The organism is Klebsiella sp. P1927 (assembly GCF_018204675.1).
Lineage (GTDB): Bacteria > Pseudomonadota > Gammaproteobacteria > Enterobacterales > Enterobacteriaceae > Klebsiella > Klebsiella pneumoniae.
In genome coordinates this window covers 3,923,987-3,940,467 of record NZ_CP073377.1, presented here as the reverse complement: position 1 = coordinate 3,940,467, position 16,481 = coordinate 3,923,987, and the positions used below count along the sequence as shown (strand labels likewise).

Genomic DNA, 16,481 nt, shown 5'->3' with positions numbered 1-16,481 from the left:
TGGACTCCTTACTGCAGAGGTGAAAAAGCGGTGGGGCGCATCAGCACCGACTCGAGGCGTTCCACGGCGGCCAGTTCGCGATTTTTGCGCGAGAAGGTCTGCCAGCGTTCGTCCTGGGCCATCCGCGCGCGGCGCACCAGACGATCGTCCAGGCTTTCATAAGCCCAGATATGCACTACCTGATTGACCACGCCGATCTCGGTAAAAAAGAAGCCGATTAGCTGGCCGAGATGGTCGGTTTGCACCGCCAGGGCATCGCTTTGGTACAGCGCCAGCCAGTCGGCCATTTTCAGCGGATTGATGGTGTACGTGCGTTTTTCGTAGATCATGATGTTTTCCTGATTAGTGGGTGGAGTGTTGTGCCAGATGGCAGGCGGCGAGATAGCCAAACGTCAGCCCCGGGCCGAGGGTGATGCCGGGGCCCGGATAGGTGCCGGCCATCAGCGAATCCATGTCGTTTCCCACCGCGTACAGCCCCGGGATGGGGTTTCCTTGGGTATTGACGACCTGGGCATCGGCGGTGGTGACCAGGCCCCGTGAGGTCCCCAGATCGCCGGTATAAAGTTTGATGGCATAGAACGGCGCGCTGAGCAGGGGGGCATTACAGGCGTCAGGCTGATGGCCCGGATCGCCCATCGCCCGGTTATAGCTGTTGCCGCCTTTAGCAAATTCCCGATCTACGCCCTGCGCGGCGTCACGGTTGTAGCGGGCTACCGTCTCGCTCAGGGTTTGGGCATCCAGACCAAGCTGTTGCGCCAGCGCGGCCAGGGTATCGGCTTTGTGCAGATAGCCAGCGGCGACCAGGGCGTCATTATTGACCGGCGCCGGGCGCGCCAGCCCGAGGCCATAACGCTTCATCGCCTGGGCGTCGCAGAGTAAAAAACAGGGGGCATTTTCCGCTGCATCCTGCATTGCGCTGGCGAAATGGTGATAGGAGCTGGACTCGTTGACGAAGCGTACCGCCCGCTGATTGACGGCAATCACGCCCGGTTTTGCGCGATCGGTTACCAGATGGGGGAAGCGCTCCTCGCTGCCGTCGGCCCGGGTCAGCACCGATACCGGCGCCCAGAAAAAGTTGGAGGCCCGATCGGCTCCCTCGCGAGCGTTAAACGCCGCCGCGAGATGCAGCGCGGCGCCATCGTTGGCCGGCGGCGACATGGTGAAATGCTCGCGGGTGTGCGGCCGATAGCGCGCCGCCAGCGCGCCCGCGGCGAAGCCGCCTGCGGCCAGCACCACCCCGCGGCGGGCGTGCAGCGTCTCTCTTTGCCCCTGATACTCAATCTCCACCCCGCGGACCGCGCCTTGCGCTTCGCACAGCGTCAGAACATTGACATTCAGCCGCAGGTTCATGCCTTTACGCAGCGCCGTAGTCGCCATGCGGGCAATCAGCGCATTGCCCATCGCCAGGCGGGTACCGCGAGGGTACTTCACCCGGTCGCGGGCATAGCGCAGCAGCAGCCGGGTGCAATGGGCCAGGGAGCGCAGCGAGCGGCGCATGTCGAGAAAATGTTGAATATCGACGCGGTTGACCATCATCCCGCCAAACAGCAGCATCCCCGGCGGCGGTGAACGCAGGTCGCGAAACGCGTCCCCCAGTTCACGGCCGTCATACTCCACCACCTCCAGCGCACGACCGACGTCGACTGCGCCGGGTTCATCCGGATAGTAATCGGGCGAGAGCGGACGCAGGCTGTACTTTACTGCCCCCTCACGCTCGAGAAAGGCCAGCGCCTCCCGCCCGGCGCTGACAAACGCTTCGGCAAGATCTTCTCGGTACTGGCCCTCGCCGATAATGGTTCGCAGGTAGGTTTTCATCGCCTCGGCGCTACCGCTTTTGCCCTCGGCGCGCGCCTGGTCGGTATCGTGCAGCCACACGGCGCCGCCGGAGATGGCCGAGGTGCCGCCGAACTGGCCGGCTTTCTCCAGCATCAGCACCGACAGCCCTTTACAGCAGGCGGTGACCGCGGCGGCAAAACCGGCCGCGCCGCTGCCGATGACGATCACATCCCAGCTCTTCATGCCGCCGCTCCCTGCGCCTGTGGGATGGCGCCGATAAACTGGCCCATCAGCCTCATCTGCGCCAGCGCCATTTCCGGCCCGGTCTGTACTTTACAACCACGTGCGGCGGCGAAAGTGAGCAACGGCGTCATCACCGGGGCGGTGACAACGTCGGCCACATGAGTGGTGCTGTCGAGCGTATCCAGCAGCGCCTGCGGTAGAGGCAGCTCATCAAATCCGGCCATGCCGGCCGGTGAGCCATTAACCAGTAGATCGAGGCCGTAAAGGGTGTCTGGCAGCGCGCTCAGTTGCACCGCCGGAAAGGCCTCAGCCAGAAGGTCATGCAGGCGCTGCCGGGTGGCCGGGGTTTGATCGTGCAGGGCCAGCCGACGGATCCCCGCCTCGCACAGTCCCCAGGCGATGGCGCTGCCGACGCCGCCGCAACCGGAGAGCAGCGCCTGCTTACCTGCCGGCTGAAAACCCTGCGCCTCGGCGGCGAGCTGAAAGCCGACGCCGTCCAGCATATCGCCCTGCAGGCGGCCATCCGCCAGCTTGCGGATCACATTGACGGCGTTGAGTCGGCGGGCGCGCGGCGTGAGGTCGTCGACCAGCGCGGCGGCGCGTTGTTTATGCGGCACCGTCACCAGCACGCCGGTCATGTTCTGCCAGCCGCGCAGGGCGTTGAGGTAGGCGGCCACCGCGTCCGGGACGATATCCACCGGGATCATAATGCTGTCCATGTGCTGTTCGGCAAAGTAGCGGTTGAAGTTATCTGGCGATTTCACCTGGGCGATCGGATGACCAATCACGGCGACAACCTGGGTAGTTCCACTGACCATTTCAAACCTCATTTGTTAAATGAATGTTGTGAAAGTATTTCAGTGGAAGCTGGGAGCGACAACGCAGAATTCGGACATGTCGGTTGTTAATCGCACGAACGCTGCGATAATCGCAGGAAATCGATAATGATGTTGCAAAAATGTGAGCGAATATGCAAAACACCATTCATCCACGCGATCTGATCGTCGGTTTACAAAAAGGGCTGGCGCTAATTCAGCTTTTTTCCAAAACCTGCCCAAAGCTCACCGTCGCCCAGACGGCGAAAATGAGCGGCCTGACGCAAAGCGCCGCGCGACGTTTTCTGCTGACGCTCCTGCATGAGCGCTATCTGCAAACCGACGGGCGCTATTACTGGCTTACCCCAAAGACGCTGCGGCTTGGCCAGGCCTATGTCGATTCGGCGCAGTTTCCTCGCATGGTACGGCCGATTGTCGAATACATCGCCAGCCGGACCGAAGAGCACGCCTCGGTGGGGGTGGTGGATGAAGATGAACTGGTCTATATCGCCCGCAGTCGGCATACGCCGTTCAACTCTACGTCGGTGCGGCTTGGGGAGCGGGTGCCCATTTTCTGTACCGCCGGGGGGCGACTGTGGCTGGCTTCGCTGCCGGAAGCAGAGTGTGAGACCGTCCTGCAGCGCATAACCCGGGAACAACGTACCCCCTATACGGTGACCGATATCGCGTCGCTGATGGAGAAAATCGCCCAGGTACGGCGCCAGGGATACGCCACCATTGAGCAGGAGTTTGAGATTGGCATGCTGGTGCTGGCGGTGCCGTTAACCGACAGGGAAGGGACCTGGTGGGGGGCGCTGAGTCTGACCAGTCATCAATCGCGCACTTCGCTGGAAGCGTTATGCCGCGATCACCTCGATCTGCTCTACAGCGCGCAGGCGATGCTGGTGGGTTAAACAGGGCAGCCAGTGGCGCTGCCCTAAGATAGACGTCGCTTAGGCCGACGCTTTGGTCAGAAAGGTGTTCCAGTCGCTGGCCGCGTTATTCACGAAAGTATTCCAGCTGTTGCCGGCGGTGTTAACAAAGCTTCCCCAGTTTTCCTTTCCGGCGGTCACAAAGGTTTCCCAGTTTGACTGTCCGGTCAGGAAGGAACCAAACGCCATCGCGCTGTCGCCGACGAAGGAGGCAAATGCGGTGCCGGAGGTCAGAACAAAAGAGGTGAAGCCGACGCCAGAGTTGGCGACAAAGCTGGCGAAGCTGCTGGCTGCGCCGAACAGATTAAAGCCACCGGAGATATACTCCATTTCGTTCAGTGTTAACTCTTTCATTGCAATTCCTTGTAGTGATTATTTCCCAAAGGGGCAAGAGCCCCGGCGAAAGGTAGCATTGCAGGACCGTGCGGCGCGAGTGATGCCCGATGCGTACTGGCTCAATTTTTCCTCATTTTTTGATATGAAAGATAGCGGGAAAGCGACGGGGGAGGGGAGGGAAGTATGAAATGAGAAAGAAAGCGATGATGAAACAGGAAAGAAAAAGCCCCGTAAATACGGGGCTTTAGATCGTACGGGAGTGCGTAATTATCTCACGTAAGCCAGCAGACTATGTGAATCCGGCACCATAAAGTCAACGGACATCATCACGGACAGCGCGGTGATGGCGACGATAGAAAAGACGAACAGCTTACGCGCCCAGACTTTATCATCGGCCACTTTATAGCCACGCAGCGCCATGCCCAGCCACCAGACGCTGACCGCTGCCGCCACGACCAGGTATTTATACCCGGCGTAGCCGCCCAGCGAGAGCATCAGGGTTGCCACGGCAAAGGCGACGATGTACAGCGTAATATGGTTTTTGGCGACCGAAATGCCTTTCACCACCGGCAGCACCGGAATATTCGCCGCCTGATAATCCTTAAAGCGGAAAATCGCGATGGCGTAGGAGTGAGGCATCTGCCACAGGCTAAAGATAGCCAGCAGGATCGCCGCACCGCTGTCGAAATCACCGGTGACCGCGCAGTAGCCAATCACCGGCGGCGCAGCGCCGGAGAGTGAGCCAATCAGCGTGCCGTAGACGGAGTGGCGTTTCATGTACAGGCTGTAGACGCCGACATAAACCACGAACCCCATCACCCCCAGCCAGCAGGCCAGCGGGTTAGCGCCGAACCACAGCAGCATGAAGCCAGCAATACCCAGCAAGGTGGCGTACACCAGCGAAGCTTCTGGCGAGATCAGCCCTTTGACCAGCACCCGGTTTTTCGTCCGTTCCATCTTACGATCGATGTCCCGGTCGATGTAGTTGTTGAATACACAACCCGAGGCGACCACCAGGGATACTCCAAGGAGCGTCCAGACGAACAGCGGATAGTCGATGTGGCCTTTGGAGGCCAGCAGGAAACCGCCGATCACGGAGATCAGGTTGCCAAAAATAATGCCTGGTTTCGTTACTTGCAGGTATTGCTTAAACATACTCGCCGCTCTTAGTGCATCATCATGTTGTAGTTCAGGTTCCACATAATCCAGATGGAGCCGACAACCACGATCGCAATGATGATTACGGTGAAGATAAATGCGGTCAGGTTCCAACCTTCATCGGACTTGCTGTTCATATGCAGGAAGTACACGAGGTGTACCACGATCTGCACCACAGCGGTCACCAGAATGGTGCCAAGGATAACCGCATGCGAGGCGGAGCCACTCATCACCATGGCGAACGGAATGACCGTCAGGATGATGGACAGGATAAATCCTGTCATGTAGCTCTTCACGCTGCCGTGAGAAGCGCCGCTATGATCGGTAGAATGACTCATTACATCGCCCCCATCAGATAGACAACCGAGAACACGCAGATCCACACGACGTCCAGGAAGTGCCAGAACAGGCTCAGGCACAGGATACGCGTGCGGTTAGTGCTGGTCAGGCCACGACGTGAAACCTGGAACATCAGCACCGCCATCCAGATAAGACCGGAGGTCACGTGCAGACCGTGGGTGCCGACCAGCGCGAAGAACGCGGACAGGAAGCCACTACGATCCGGACCAAAGCCTTCCATGATCAGGTGATGGAATTCATAGATTTCCATCCCGATAAATCCGGCGCCAAACAACCAGGTCAACGCCAGCCAGGAAACCACCTGGCTTTTGTTGTTTTTGTACATGGCGATAGCCGCCATGCCGTAGGTGATGGAGCTGAACAGCAGCAGTGCGGTTTCAACCAGAACGAACGGCAGTTCGAAAATATCTTTGCCCGTCGGTCCGCCGGCCGTGCCGTTCACCAGAACGGCATAGGTAGCAAACAGCGTAGCGAAGATAATGCAGTCGCTCATCAGGTAGATCCAGAAACCGAATACCTTCATCGGTCCTGTATCATGGTGCCCGTGTTCATGCGCGTGGGCAGTATGCGCAAGAGTATCAGTTGCCATTTTTCAGCCCTGCTTTGTTAATCTCATCGAAATGCTGTTTTTCCAGTTTTTCGACTTCTGCAACCGGTACGTAGTAATCCACGTCCTCGTCAAAGCTCTTAATAATCCAGGTCGCTACGATGCCGATGAAGCTGGCGATCGCCATCCACCAGATATGCCAGATCATGGCGAAACCAAATACCGTAGCGAAGGCGGCAATCACGATGCCGGCGCCGCTGTTTTTCGGCATATGAATTTCTTCATAGTGAGCAGGCTGTTTGTACGCTTCACCTTTCTCTTTCATTTCCCAGAAGGCATCACGTTCGTGAACCTGAGGAACGATAGCGAAGTTGTAGAACGGCGGTGGAGAAGAGGTTGCCCACTCCAGCGTACGGCCACCCCACGGGTCACCGGTCAGGTCGCGGTTCTGATCGCGGTCGCGAATAGACACGTAGAACTGAATCAGCTGGCACAGAATACCGCAGGCGATCAGCGCCGCACCGCAAGCTGCAATAACCAGCATCGGGTGGAACTGCGGATCGATCTGCTGGCTCAGACGACGGGTCATACCCATGAAGCCCAGCACGTACAGCGGCATAAACGCCACGAAGAAGCCGATGATCCAGAACCAGAAAGCGCGTTTGCCCCAGGTTTCGTTCAGGGTGAAGCCAAAGGCTTTCGGCCACCAGTAGGTCAGACCTGCGAAGCAACCGAACACTACGCCGCCGATGATAACGTTATGGAAGTGCGCAATCAGGAACAGGCTGTTGTGCAGAACGAAGTCCGCGCCCGGTACCGCCAGCAGCACGCCGGTCATCCCACCTACGGAGAAGGTCACGATAAAGCCGATAGTCCACATCATCGCCGAGTTGAAGACGATGCGACCCTGATACATGGTGAACAGCCAGTTGAAGATCTTAACCCCGGTCGGGATCGCGATAATCATGGTAGTAATACCGAAGAAGGCGTTTACGTTCGCGCCAGCACCCATGGTGAAGAAGTGGTGCAGCCAAACGATGAACGACAGAACGGTAATACAGACGGTTGCCCATACCAGAGAGGTGTAACCGAACAGACGCTTACGCGAGAAGGTCGCGGCGATTTCGGAGAAGACCCCGAACACCGGCAGAACCAGGATGTACACTTCCGGGTGACCCCAGGCCCAAATCAGGTTGATGTACATCATCATGTTGCCACCCATATCGTTGGTAAAGAAATGGGTGCCCAGGTAACGATCCAGGGTCAGCAGCGCGATGGTGACGGTCAGAATTGGGAACGAGGCGATAATCAGGATGTTAGCGCACAGAGATGCCCAGGAGAATACTGGCATCTTGAACATGGTCATGCCCGGGGCGCGCATCTTGATAATGGTCACGAAGAAGTTAATACCGGTCAGGGTAGTACCGATACCGGAGAGCTGCAGCGCCCAAATCCAGTAATCAACCCCTACGCCAGGACTGTACTCAATTCCCGACAGCGGCGGATAGGCCAGCCAACCGGTCTGCGCGAACTCACCAACGCCCAGAGACAGGTTAACCAGAATCACGCCCACAACGGTGAACCAGAAGCTCAGGTTGTTGAGGAACGGGAAGGCTACGTCGCGCGCGCCGAGCTGAAGCGGAACCACCAGGTTCATCAGACCGATAACAAACGGCATCGCCACGAAGAAGATCATGATAACGCCGTGGGCGGTAAAGATCTGATCGTAGTGATGAGGCGGCAGGAAGCCGGCTTCCCCGGCCGAAGCCAGCACCTGCTGGCTACGCATCATGATGGCGTCAGCAAAGCCACGCAGCAGCATGACGATTGCCACGATAACGTACATGATACCGAGACGTTTGTGGTCGACAGAAGTCAGCCACTCGTTCCATAGGTAGGACCACTTACCGAAGTAAGTGATGGCTGCCAGAAGCGCCAGTCCCCCAATGATAATCGCAGCCACCGTTACCACGATAATAGGTTCGTGGTAGGGCACTGCATCCAGTGTAAGTTTTCCGAACATCGTTTTCTTCCTCGGCCCCTTAGTGAGCGGTTTCCGCGTGGCTCATGTCCATGCCTTCCATCCCGTCGTGAGCAGCGTGCTCGCCTTCAGGTTTAGACATGTTCATGCTCTCGTGAGACATGAATTTGTTCACAACATCTTTGAACAGATCCGGTTTCACGTTAGAGAAATATTCCACTTTGTTGTATTCGCTAGGCACAGCCACTTTCTCGAACGCGGCCATGGAGTCCATGGAGTTCGGAGACTGTTTCGCTTTTGCAACCCACTGATCGAAAGTCGCCCGATCCGGGGTGGCAATCGCTTTGAACTTCATACCTGAGAAGCCCGGGCCACTGTAGCTAGCGGAGATACCGTCATAAGTACCAGCTTCGTCAGCAATGAGGTGCAGCTGAGTCTGCATACCGGCCATTGCATAAATCTGGCTACCTAAGCGCGGAATAAAGAACGAGTTCATCACCGAGTTAGAGGTCACTTTGAAGTGTACCGGTACGTTCGCCGGGAAGGCGATTTCGTTAACGGTAGCAATACCCTGTTCCGGATAGATAAAGAACCATTTCCAGTCCATCGATACGACTTCGATGGTGATTGGCTTCTCGTCATGGACAAGCGGTTTGCTTGGCTCCAGTGCGTGAGTGGTTTTCCAGGTCAGAACGGCCAGGAACAGGATGATCAGAATAGGTACCGTCCAGACCACAGCTTCCACTTTGTTGGAGTGTGACCAGTTCGGGCTATACTTCGCATCTTTATTGCTCGCGCGATACTTCCAGGCAAATCCTACTGCCATCAAGACGGCGGGAATAACGACAATCATCATCAGGCCGAAGGCCGTCAGAATCAAAGAGCGTTGCTCCAGTCCAATCTGTCCTTTTGGGTCAAGGAGTGCAGAATCACAACCACTGAGTAATACAGTACCTGCGATTAATGACATCCATCCCAAACTTTTATTGTATTTCCTGAGTCTCATTGAACGACCTCAATTCCACGGGATCTGGTGGCGTTTAAAGTGTATGGGCATTTTACGGTAAGGTTGCATTACTGTAAACATGATTGGATCTCTGTCAGTTCTGTGTTAGCGGCTTCTGCTTGGTTTGTCACATATGTAACGTAGTGTTACTTAATCGCTTGCAAAGCCTGATTTTCGCGGGATTGATAACGAAAGGGATAAGAAAAGGAGTGCTTAGCGGCTAATGGGCATAACCACCCACAAATTAGAACAATTGTTTAACATTTAATTATCAAATAAAAGACATTGTGAAAACGAAAAATAAAATCCCCGGAGCTGAATCGGTTAAATTATTTAAAGAATCGAACGAAAACTGTCAATAATTTCCAGAAATCAAAAACGCACAAAACAACAAATAGCGCGGCGGACAATATAAAAGCGTTAATAAGCCGTTATAATTACGTTTCGTAATTACAACGGCTAATAATGATGCTGGATCCTTAAATCAGGCGGGTTTTACGCAGCGCCAGATAGTCAAGCAGGCCGCCGAACAAAATCCCGCCGACGGCGGTGAGCGCGGCAACCTCCAGCAGGCCGGACAGGAAGGAGAACGACGTATAATCCAGCGCGTTGAGGATCAGCAGCGCCAGCCACGCCGCGAGCAGCAGGCAGCCCAGTGTCAGGATCCCCAGCGCCAGCGCATAGGCCTGCGGGAACTCGCTACGCGGCATAAAGCTTGCGGTGCGTTGGGTATGCTCAAGCGTTTGCCGGCACAGCAGCAATAGGGCAATCCCCGGCACCGCCGCAACGACAGAGAAGAGATAGAAGGTCGACCAGCCGTGAGCCTCGACAAACCAGCCGGCAATCGGCCCAACGTATACGCGACCGACCGCAGAGAGCGCCGAGAGCAGCGCGAACTGGGTGGCGGAGAACGACTTATTACATAGCGTCATCAGCAGCGCGACAAATGCCGCCGTCCCCATTCCCCCGCACAGGTTTTCAAAGAATACCGCGGTCGCCATGGAATAGAGGTGCTTATCGGTAATCGACAGCAGCCAGTAGCCGGCGTTAGAGACCCCCTGCAGCAAACCGAAAATGAGCAGTGCCCGAAACAGCGTCAGCCGCTGCATCAGGACGCCGCCGTACAGGGCGCCGAGAATGGTGGCGAACAGGCCTAAGGTTTTGTTCACCATTCCCACTTCGCCAGCGTCAAATCCCACGCCGCGGATCAGGAAGGTGGTGGTCAGGCTCATGGCAAACGCATCGCCAAGCTTATAAAGGACGATGAGCAGCAGAATCAGCCAGGCGTTGTTGCGGCCGAAAAAATCGCGCAGCGGTTCGGCTACCGCCTGCTCGAGCGATCTGGGGACCGGGATAACGTCGCTCGGTTCGGGGGCCAGCAGCGTGGCGATAATGCAGGGTACCAGCAGCGCCGCCATCAGCCAGTACATCCCCTGCCAGCCGAGATAGCGGTCGGCAAGCCACAGGGCCAGTCCACCGGAGACCAGCATCCCCAGGCGATAGCCCAGCACGCTGATCGCGGCGCCGGCGCCACGCTCTTCTGCTGGCAACACGTCGGTTTTCCAGGCGTCGAACACAATATCCTGCGACGCCGAGCAGAAGGCGATCACCACCGCCAGCGCCGCCATCCAGCGTAATTGGGTGACCGGCTCAAGAAAGCCCATCGTCGCGATCGCCAGCAGGAGTAATACCTGGGTGGTCAACAGCCAACCGCGACGACGCCCAAGAAACGGCGGCGTGTAGCGGTCCATCAGCGGGGACCAGAGGAATTTAAAGACATAGGCCTGGCCGACGAGCGAGAAAAAACCGATCGTTTTCAGATCGATATTTTCCACCGTCATCCAGGCCTGCAGGGTACCGGAGGTGAGAGCCAGCGGCAGACCGGAGGCGAAACCAAGGATCAGCAAAATGGCTGATTTCGGCTGCTGAAAAATGCGTAAGTAATGACTGGACATAGCATAAAGCACGAACCCGGCGGAGGCCGGGTTCGCGATAGCATTAACGCGCGTTTTGCTTGATGAAATCGTGGATGCTGGTGTCCTGCGCCATATCGGCGATGGTATCGGTCAGGACGCTGTTGACGGCATCAGCGATGTTTTTGTTCGAGGCCTGGAAGGCGCCTTCAACGGAGTAGCTGGCGCGGTAGTTTTTGGTCATTTTCGTGCCGTTTGCCGCGGTGGCGATGATGGCGATATCGGCTTTGGTGGCGATGTTATAGCGCACGTTACCCTGAGAGACGTCAGCATAGAGTTTGTTGACGATGATCTGCAGATCGACCGCGCCGTTCGGGCCAATCATGTAGCCGCGAGACGTCATCTGTTTCTCCAGCACTTCCTGCAGCAGGAAGCGCAGATCGCGGGAGGCGGTGAGAGTGACCAGCTGATTGTCACGCGTCACTTTCGCCAGCGCCTGGTCCGGACGCTGATCGGCGCCGTTGATGCTGACGGTCACGCCCATCAGGCTTGGATCCTGCTGCGGCAGCGTGATTTTCGGCGATACTTCAATGGTGGTCGGCGGCGTGGCGCATCCTGCCAGCATAAACATGGCGACCAACGGGAAAAGAATCTTCTTAAGCATGTTCAGGTCTCAACGCATGGTGTTGTTATAAGGAAAATTACCGCCATCATAGCATTGCCAACGGCAAGGGGAAGTGGCAACGCGTGTAAATCCATCGTGCTGGCGGTTTTCTGAGCGTCCCGCCACGGTTAATGGCTCGTTCCCCGACGGATCTGGCGACCAGAGCCAGTAAACGTGATACTTTTGAATGAAAATATCAGAACAATGCTAATTTTTTGTTGTTTTCTCCTAATGGAAGCGGTAAAAGCGGCTAACATTTAAATGGAGTGGCGGCATCTCAGCGTTGTCGGAGGAGAAAATTCATGATGATACGTGAACAGATCGAAGCAAAACTTAGAGCAGCGTTCGACCCGATGTATCTCGAAGTCGTGGATGAAAGTTATCGTCACAACGTCCCTGCGGGCTCTGAAAGTCATTTTAAAGTGGTGTTAGTGAGCGATCGCTTCACTGGCGAGCGTTTCCTCAATCGCCACCGTATGATCTACGGCACGCTAACCGAGGAGCTGTCGAATACGGTGCATGCCCTGGCGCTGCACACCTACACGATTAAAGAATGGGAAGCATTACAGGATACGGTATTTGCTTCGCCGCCGTGCCGCGGCGCAGGGAGTATCGCTTAGAAATCCCATTTGCAACCGCTGGCGCTTTTCCAGTATGTTGCTTGCAGATTTAGCAAAAACGGCCTACGGGCCGTTTTGTTTTGCCTGGAAAATGCGCAAAGTCAGCGCTTTTGCGGGCAAATTTGAGCGGGAAATGTGAAAAATGCCGCAGCACCAGGCGACAACCGTTCTCGACTCACAAAAGTGATGCCGCTATAATGCCGCGTCTTATATATGAATGTCTTCGGGATGATTCTGACGACAGGGAATGTGTTTCTGATTTGAAGAGGGCATCCCGGTTCTGCGAAGCCACCTACACGCGCTTCCAGAGTTGACCGAGCACTGTGATTTTTTTGAGGTAACAAGATGCAAGTTTCAGTTGAAACCACTCAGGGCCTTGGGCGCCGTGTAACGATTACTATCGCCGCTGACAGCATCGAGAATGCTGTCAAAAGCGAGCTGGTCAACGTAGCGAAAAAAGTTCGCATTGACGGCTTCCGTAAAGGCAAAGTGCCGATGAATATTGTTGCTCAGCGCTATGGCGCTTCCGTTCGCCAGGACGTGCTGGGCGACCTGATGAGCCGTCATTTCGTTGACGCGATCATCAAAGAAAAAATCAATCCGGCCGGCGCGCCGAACTACGTTCCGGGCGAATACAAACTGGGCGAAGACTTCACCTACGCGGTAGAGTTCGAAGTGTATCCGGAAGTTGAACTGCAGGGTCTGGACGCGATCGAAGTTGAAAAACCGGTTGTTGAAGTCACCGACGCTGACGTTGATACCATGCTGGAAACTCTGCGCAAGCAGCAGGCGACCTGGAAAGAAAAAGAAGGCGCGGTTGACGCTGAAGATCGCGTAACCATCGACTTCACCGGTTCTGTTGACGGCGAAGAGTTCGAAGGCGGCAAAGCCTCTGACTTCGTACTGGCGATGGGCCAGGGTCGCATGATCCCGGGCTTCGAAGACGGTATCAAAGGCCACAAAGCGGGTGAAGAGTTCACCATCGACGTGACCTTCCCGGAAGAGTACCACGCAGAAAACCTGAAAGGTAAAGCGGCTAAGTTCGTTATCAACCTGAAGAAAGTCGAAGAGCGTGAACTGCCTGAGCTGACCGAAGAGTTCATCAAACGTTTCGGCGTGGAAGAGGGTTCCGTCGCTGGCCTGCGCGCTGAAGTGCGTAAAAATATGGAACGCGAGCTGAAAGGCGCTGTGCGTAACCGCGTGAAGTCTCAGGCTATCGAAGGTCTGGTTAAAGCCAACGAGATCGACGTTCCGGCTGCCCTGATCGACAGCGAAATCGACGTGCTGCGTCGTCAGGCTGCTCAGCGTTTCGGCGGCAACGAGAAACAGGCTCTGGAACTGCCGCGCGAGCTGTTCGAAGAGCAGGCTAAACGTCGCGTCGTTGTTGGTCTGCTGCTGGGCGAAGTGATCCGCACCAACGAGCTGAAAGCTGACGAAGAGCGCGTAAAAGCCCTGATCGAAGAGATGGCTTCTGCGTACGAAGATCCGTCTGAAGTCGTTGAGTTCTACAGCAAGAACAAAGAGCTGATGGACAACATGCGCAACGTGGCGCTGGAAGAGCAGGCTGTTGAAGCCGTGCTGGCGAAAGCCAAAGTGTCTGAAAAAGCCACTTCCTTCAACGAACTGATGAACCAGCAGGCGTAATTTCGCCGCTATCGTTTAAGGTTCGAGCAAAAACCCGTTGCCGAAAGGCGGCGGGTTTTTTTTTAAGATAATGATAGCCACAGGCACGGTGCGAAAACGCATTAACCATGATAGCGTTACAGCAAAAGCTTGTTATGCTTGAAATATGGCAACACCATCCCCATTACCGGGGGAGGCAACTGCATCCGCAATCGCACGCGTATTGAAGAGGCGGTGACGCATTCAGCGGATAGAAACTGTGGCTGATAATCCGTCCGTAAGGTTACAATCAGTGCAGCAGGTATTTTAAAATTACTCCAGGAGACGGAAATGTCATACAGTGGCGAACGAGACAACTTTGCACCCCATATGGCCCTGGTGCCGATGGTCATTGAACAGACCTCACGCGGTGAACGTTCTTTTGATATCTACTCCCGTCTGCTTAAGGAACGCGTCATTTTTCTGACCGGCCAGGTCGAAGACCACATGGCAAACCTGATCGTGGCGCAGATGCTGTTTCTGGAAGCGGAAAACCCGGAAAAAGACATTTACCTGTACATTAACTCTCCGGGCGGGGTAATCACCGCCGGGATGTCGATTTATGACACCATGCAGTTCATCAAGCCGGATGTCAGCACCATCTGTATGGGGCAGGCCGCTTCTATGGGCGCGTTCCTGCTGACCGCCGGGGCGAAAGGCAAGCGCTTCTGCCTGCCGAACTCCCGCGTGATGATCCACCAGCCGCTGGGCGGCTATCAGGGACAGGCGACGGATATTGAGATCCACGCCCGTGAAATCCTGAAGGTGAAAGGACGCATGAATGAGCTGATGGCGCATCATACCGGCCAGTCTCTTGAGCAGATTGAGCGTGACACCGAGCGTGACCGCTTCCTGTCTGCTGCGGAAGCCGTGGAGTACGGGCTGGTCGACTCTATTTTGACCCATCGTAATTGATGCCCAAGGCGCAAGGGTGCCGCTTTACGCTTCATCCTTCTCGCCACGTCTGTGCGAGCGGTTGGCTTTTATTCGGCCGCTTGTCTGGCAGGCTTGCGGCCGGTGGCTTCGCTACCGGCTCGATGTAGCGCGAAGGATTTTGTGTATATACTAATGAAGGGCGGCACAACGCTATATGGCGGCTTGCGCCTGAGAATGGCATTTGCGTCGTCGTGTGCGGCACAAAGAACTTAAAAAGAGGTTTGGACTCATGACAGATAAACGCAAAGATGGATCGGGCAAATTGTTGTATTGCTCTTTTTGCGGCAAAAGCCAGCATGAAGTGCGTAAGCTGATCGCCGGGCCATCCGTGTATATCTGCGACGAATGCGTTGATTTATGTAACGACATCATTCGCGAAGAGATTAAAGAAGTGGCGCCGCACCGCGAGCGCAGCGCGCTGCCGACGCCGCACGAGATTCGCCACCACCTTGATGACTACGTCATCGGTCAGGAACAGGCGAAGAAGGTGTTGGCGGTCGCGGTATACAACCACTACAAGCGTCTGCGCAATGGCGATACCAGCAATGGCGTAGAGCTGGGTAAAAGCAACATCCTGCTGATCGGGCCGACCGGTTCCGGTAAAACGCTGCTGGCGGAAACGCTGGCGCGCCTGCTGGATGTGCCGTTTACCATGGCGGACGCCACTACCCTGACCGAAGCCGGTTATGTGGGTGAGGACGTCGAAAATATCATTCAGAAACTGCTGCAGAAGTGCGATTACGACGTGCAGAAAGCGCAGCGTGGCATCGTTTATATCGACGAAATCGACAAAATTTCGCGTAAATCCGATAACCCGTCGATTACGCGCGACGTCTCAGGCGAAGGCGTGCAGCAGGCGCTGCTGAAGCTTATCGAAGGGACCGTTGCCGCCGTTCCGCCGCAGGGCGGGCGTAAACATCCGCAGCAGGAGTTCCTGCAGGTTGATACCTCCAAGATCCTGTTTATCTGCGGCGGCGCGTTCGCTGGCCTGGACAAAGTGATTTCCCACCGTGTGGAAACCGGCTCCGGCATTGGTTTTGGCGCGACGGTAAAAGCGAAGTCCGACAAAGCGAGCGAAGGGGAACTGCTGGCTCAGGTCGAGCCGGAAGATCTGATCAAGTTTGGTCTGATCCCGGAGTTCATCGGCCGTCTGCCGGTAGTGGCGACCCTGAACGAGCTGAGCGAAGAAGCCCTGATCCAGATCCTGAAAGAGCCGAAAAACGCCCTGACCAAGCAGTATCAGGCGCTGTTTAGCCTTGAAGGCGCAGAGCTCGAATTCCGCGACGAAGCGCTGGACGCTATCGCCAAGAAAGCGATGGCGCGTAAAACCGGCGCCCGTGGCCTGCGCTCAATTGTGGAAGCGGCGCTGCTGGATACCATGTATGACCTGCCTTCGATGGAAGATGTCGAAAAAGTGGTCATTGATGAGTCGGTTATCGCCGGTCAGAGCAAACCGCTGCTGATCTACGGCAAACCGGAAGCTCAGCAGGCATCTGGTGAATAATTAACCATTTCACTCAAGCAGTTAACAA

At 55.9% G+C, this 16,481-nt stretch carries 16 protein-coding genes; 5 read left to right on the top strand and 11 right to left on the bottom strand.

Going from position 1 to position 16,481, the window contains the following annotated elements; all coding sequences use genetic code 11:
- Positions 1-8 precede the first annotated feature (8 nt).
- Genes KB892_RS19845 through KB892_RS19835 form a run of 3 tightly spaced genes read right to left on the bottom strand, consistent with a single transcriptional unit; the run spans position 9 to position 2,837 of the window.
- The gene (locus tag KB892_RS19845; RefSeq protein ID WP_002891541.1) at positions 9-329 is read right to left on the bottom strand and encodes an NIPSNAP family protein; all 321 of its coding nucleotides are present in this window, start codon (positions 327-329) and stop codon (positions 9-11) included.
- Positions 330-342: 13 nt separating this feature from the next.
- On the bottom strand, positions 343-2,019 hold the full coding sequence (locus KB892_RS19840) for an FAD-dependent oxidoreductase (protein ID WP_004151338.1): 1,677 nt from the start codon (positions 2,017-2,019) through the stop codon (positions 343-345).
- On the bottom strand, positions 2,016-2,837 hold the full coding sequence (locus tag KB892_RS19835) for a shikimate dehydrogenase family protein (protein WP_002891619.1): 822 nt from the start codon (positions 2,835-2,837) through the stop codon (positions 2,016-2,018). The genes KB892_RS19840 and KB892_RS19835 overlap by 4 nt, the downstream gene beginning before the upstream one ends.
- A gap of 152 nt (positions 2,838-2,989) precedes the next feature.
- Between KB892_RS19835 and KB892_RS19830 the strand changes: the two genes are divergently transcribed.
- Positions 2,990-3,748, top strand: coding sequence for an IclR family transcriptional regulator domain-containing protein (locus KB892_RS19830; RefSeq protein WP_002891624.1), 759 nt, complete (start codon positions 2,990-2,992; stop codon positions 3,746-3,748).
- 39 nt (positions 3,749-3,787) lie between these two features.
- On the opposite strand, the gene KB892_RS19825 is transcribed toward KB892_RS19830, so the two are convergent.
- The 8 genes from KB892_RS19825 to KB892_RS19790 all read right to left on the bottom strand — a co-directional run bounded on the left by KB892_RS19825 (position 3,788) and on the right by KB892_RS19790 (position 11,731).
- Positions 3,788-4,120, bottom strand: coding sequence for a hypothetical protein (locus KB892_RS19825; RefSeq protein ID WP_002891626.1), 333 nt, complete (start codon positions 4,118-4,120; stop codon positions 3,788-3,790).
- A 249-nt stretch (positions 4,121-4,369) separates the two neighbouring features.
- On the bottom strand, positions 4,370-5,257 hold the full coding sequence (cyoE, locus tag KB892_RS19820; protein WP_002891629.1) for a heme o synthase: 888 nt from the start codon (positions 5,255-5,257) through the stop codon (positions 4,370-4,372).
- 11 nt (positions 5,258-5,268) lie between these two features.
- Positions 5,269-5,598 (bottom strand): cytochrome o ubiquinol oxidase subunit IV, encoded by a 330-nt coding sequence (locus KB892_RS19815; protein WP_002891634.1) that lies wholly within the window; start codon positions 5,596-5,598, stop codon positions 5,269-5,271.
- Positions 5,598-6,209, bottom strand: coding sequence for a cytochrome o ubiquinol oxidase subunit III (locus KB892_RS19810; RefSeq protein ID WP_002891635.1), 612 nt, complete (start codon positions 6,207-6,209; stop codon positions 5,598-5,600). Before KB892_RS19810 ends, KB892_RS19815 begins: the two co-directional genes overlap by 1 nt.
- Entirely contained in the window at positions 6,199-8,190 is a 1,992-nt protein-coding gene (gene cyoB / locus KB892_RS19805) for a cytochrome o ubiquinol oxidase subunit I (protein ID WP_002891638.1), read from the bottom strand. Before cyoB ends, KB892_RS19810 begins: the two co-directional genes overlap by 11 nt.
- Positions 8,191-8,209: 19 nt before the next feature.
- Positions 8,210-9,154 carry a cytochrome o ubiquinol oxidase subunit II gene (gene cyoA / locus KB892_RS19800; protein WP_002891641.1) on the bottom strand — a complete coding sequence of 315 codons (945 nt, stop codon included), beginning with the start codon at positions 9,152-9,154 and terminating at the stop codon, positions 8,210-8,212.
- 479 nt (positions 9,155-9,633) lie between these two features.
- Complete coding sequence (gene ampG, locus KB892_RS19795; protein WP_002891644.1) at positions 9,634-11,109, bottom strand: muropeptide MFS transporter AmpG; 1,476 nt, start codon at positions 11,107-11,109, stop codon at positions 9,634-9,636.
- Between the two features lie 43 nt (positions 11,110-11,152).
- The gene (locus KB892_RS19790; RefSeq protein ID WP_002891647.1) at positions 11,153-11,731 is read right to left on the bottom strand and encodes a lipoprotein; all 579 of its coding nucleotides are present in this window, start codon (positions 11,729-11,731) and stop codon (positions 11,153-11,155) included.
- A gap of 302 nt (positions 11,732-12,033) precedes the next feature.
- Here KB892_RS19790 and bolA point away from each other — a divergent pair, with 302 nt between their 5' ends.
- From bolA to clpX, 4 genes are all read left to right on the top strand, one after another.
- Complete coding sequence (bolA, locus tag KB892_RS19785) at positions 12,034-12,351, top strand: transcriptional regulator BolA (RefSeq protein ID WP_002891649.1); 318 nt, start codon at positions 12,034-12,036, stop codon at positions 12,349-12,351.
- A gap of 345 nt (positions 12,352-12,696) precedes the next feature.
- On the top strand, positions 12,697-13,995 hold the full coding sequence (gene tig / locus KB892_RS19780; RefSeq protein WP_004151337.1) for a trigger factor: 1,299 nt from the start codon (positions 12,697-12,699) through the stop codon (positions 13,993-13,995).
- A 309-nt stretch (positions 13,996-14,304) separates the two neighbouring features.
- Positions 14,305-14,928 carry an ATP-dependent Clp endopeptidase proteolytic subunit ClpP gene (clpP, locus tag KB892_RS19775; RefSeq protein ID WP_002891804.1) on the top strand — a complete coding sequence of 208 codons (624 nt, stop codon included), beginning with the start codon at positions 14,305-14,307 and terminating at the stop codon, positions 14,926-14,928.
- A 250-nt stretch (positions 14,929-15,178) separates the two neighbouring features.
- Entirely contained in the window at positions 15,179-16,453 is a 1,275-nt protein-coding gene (gene clpX, locus KB892_RS19770; RefSeq protein ID WP_002891807.1) for an ATP-dependent protease ATP-binding subunit ClpX, read from the top strand.
- The last annotated feature ends 28 nt before the right edge of the window (positions 16,454-16,481 follow it).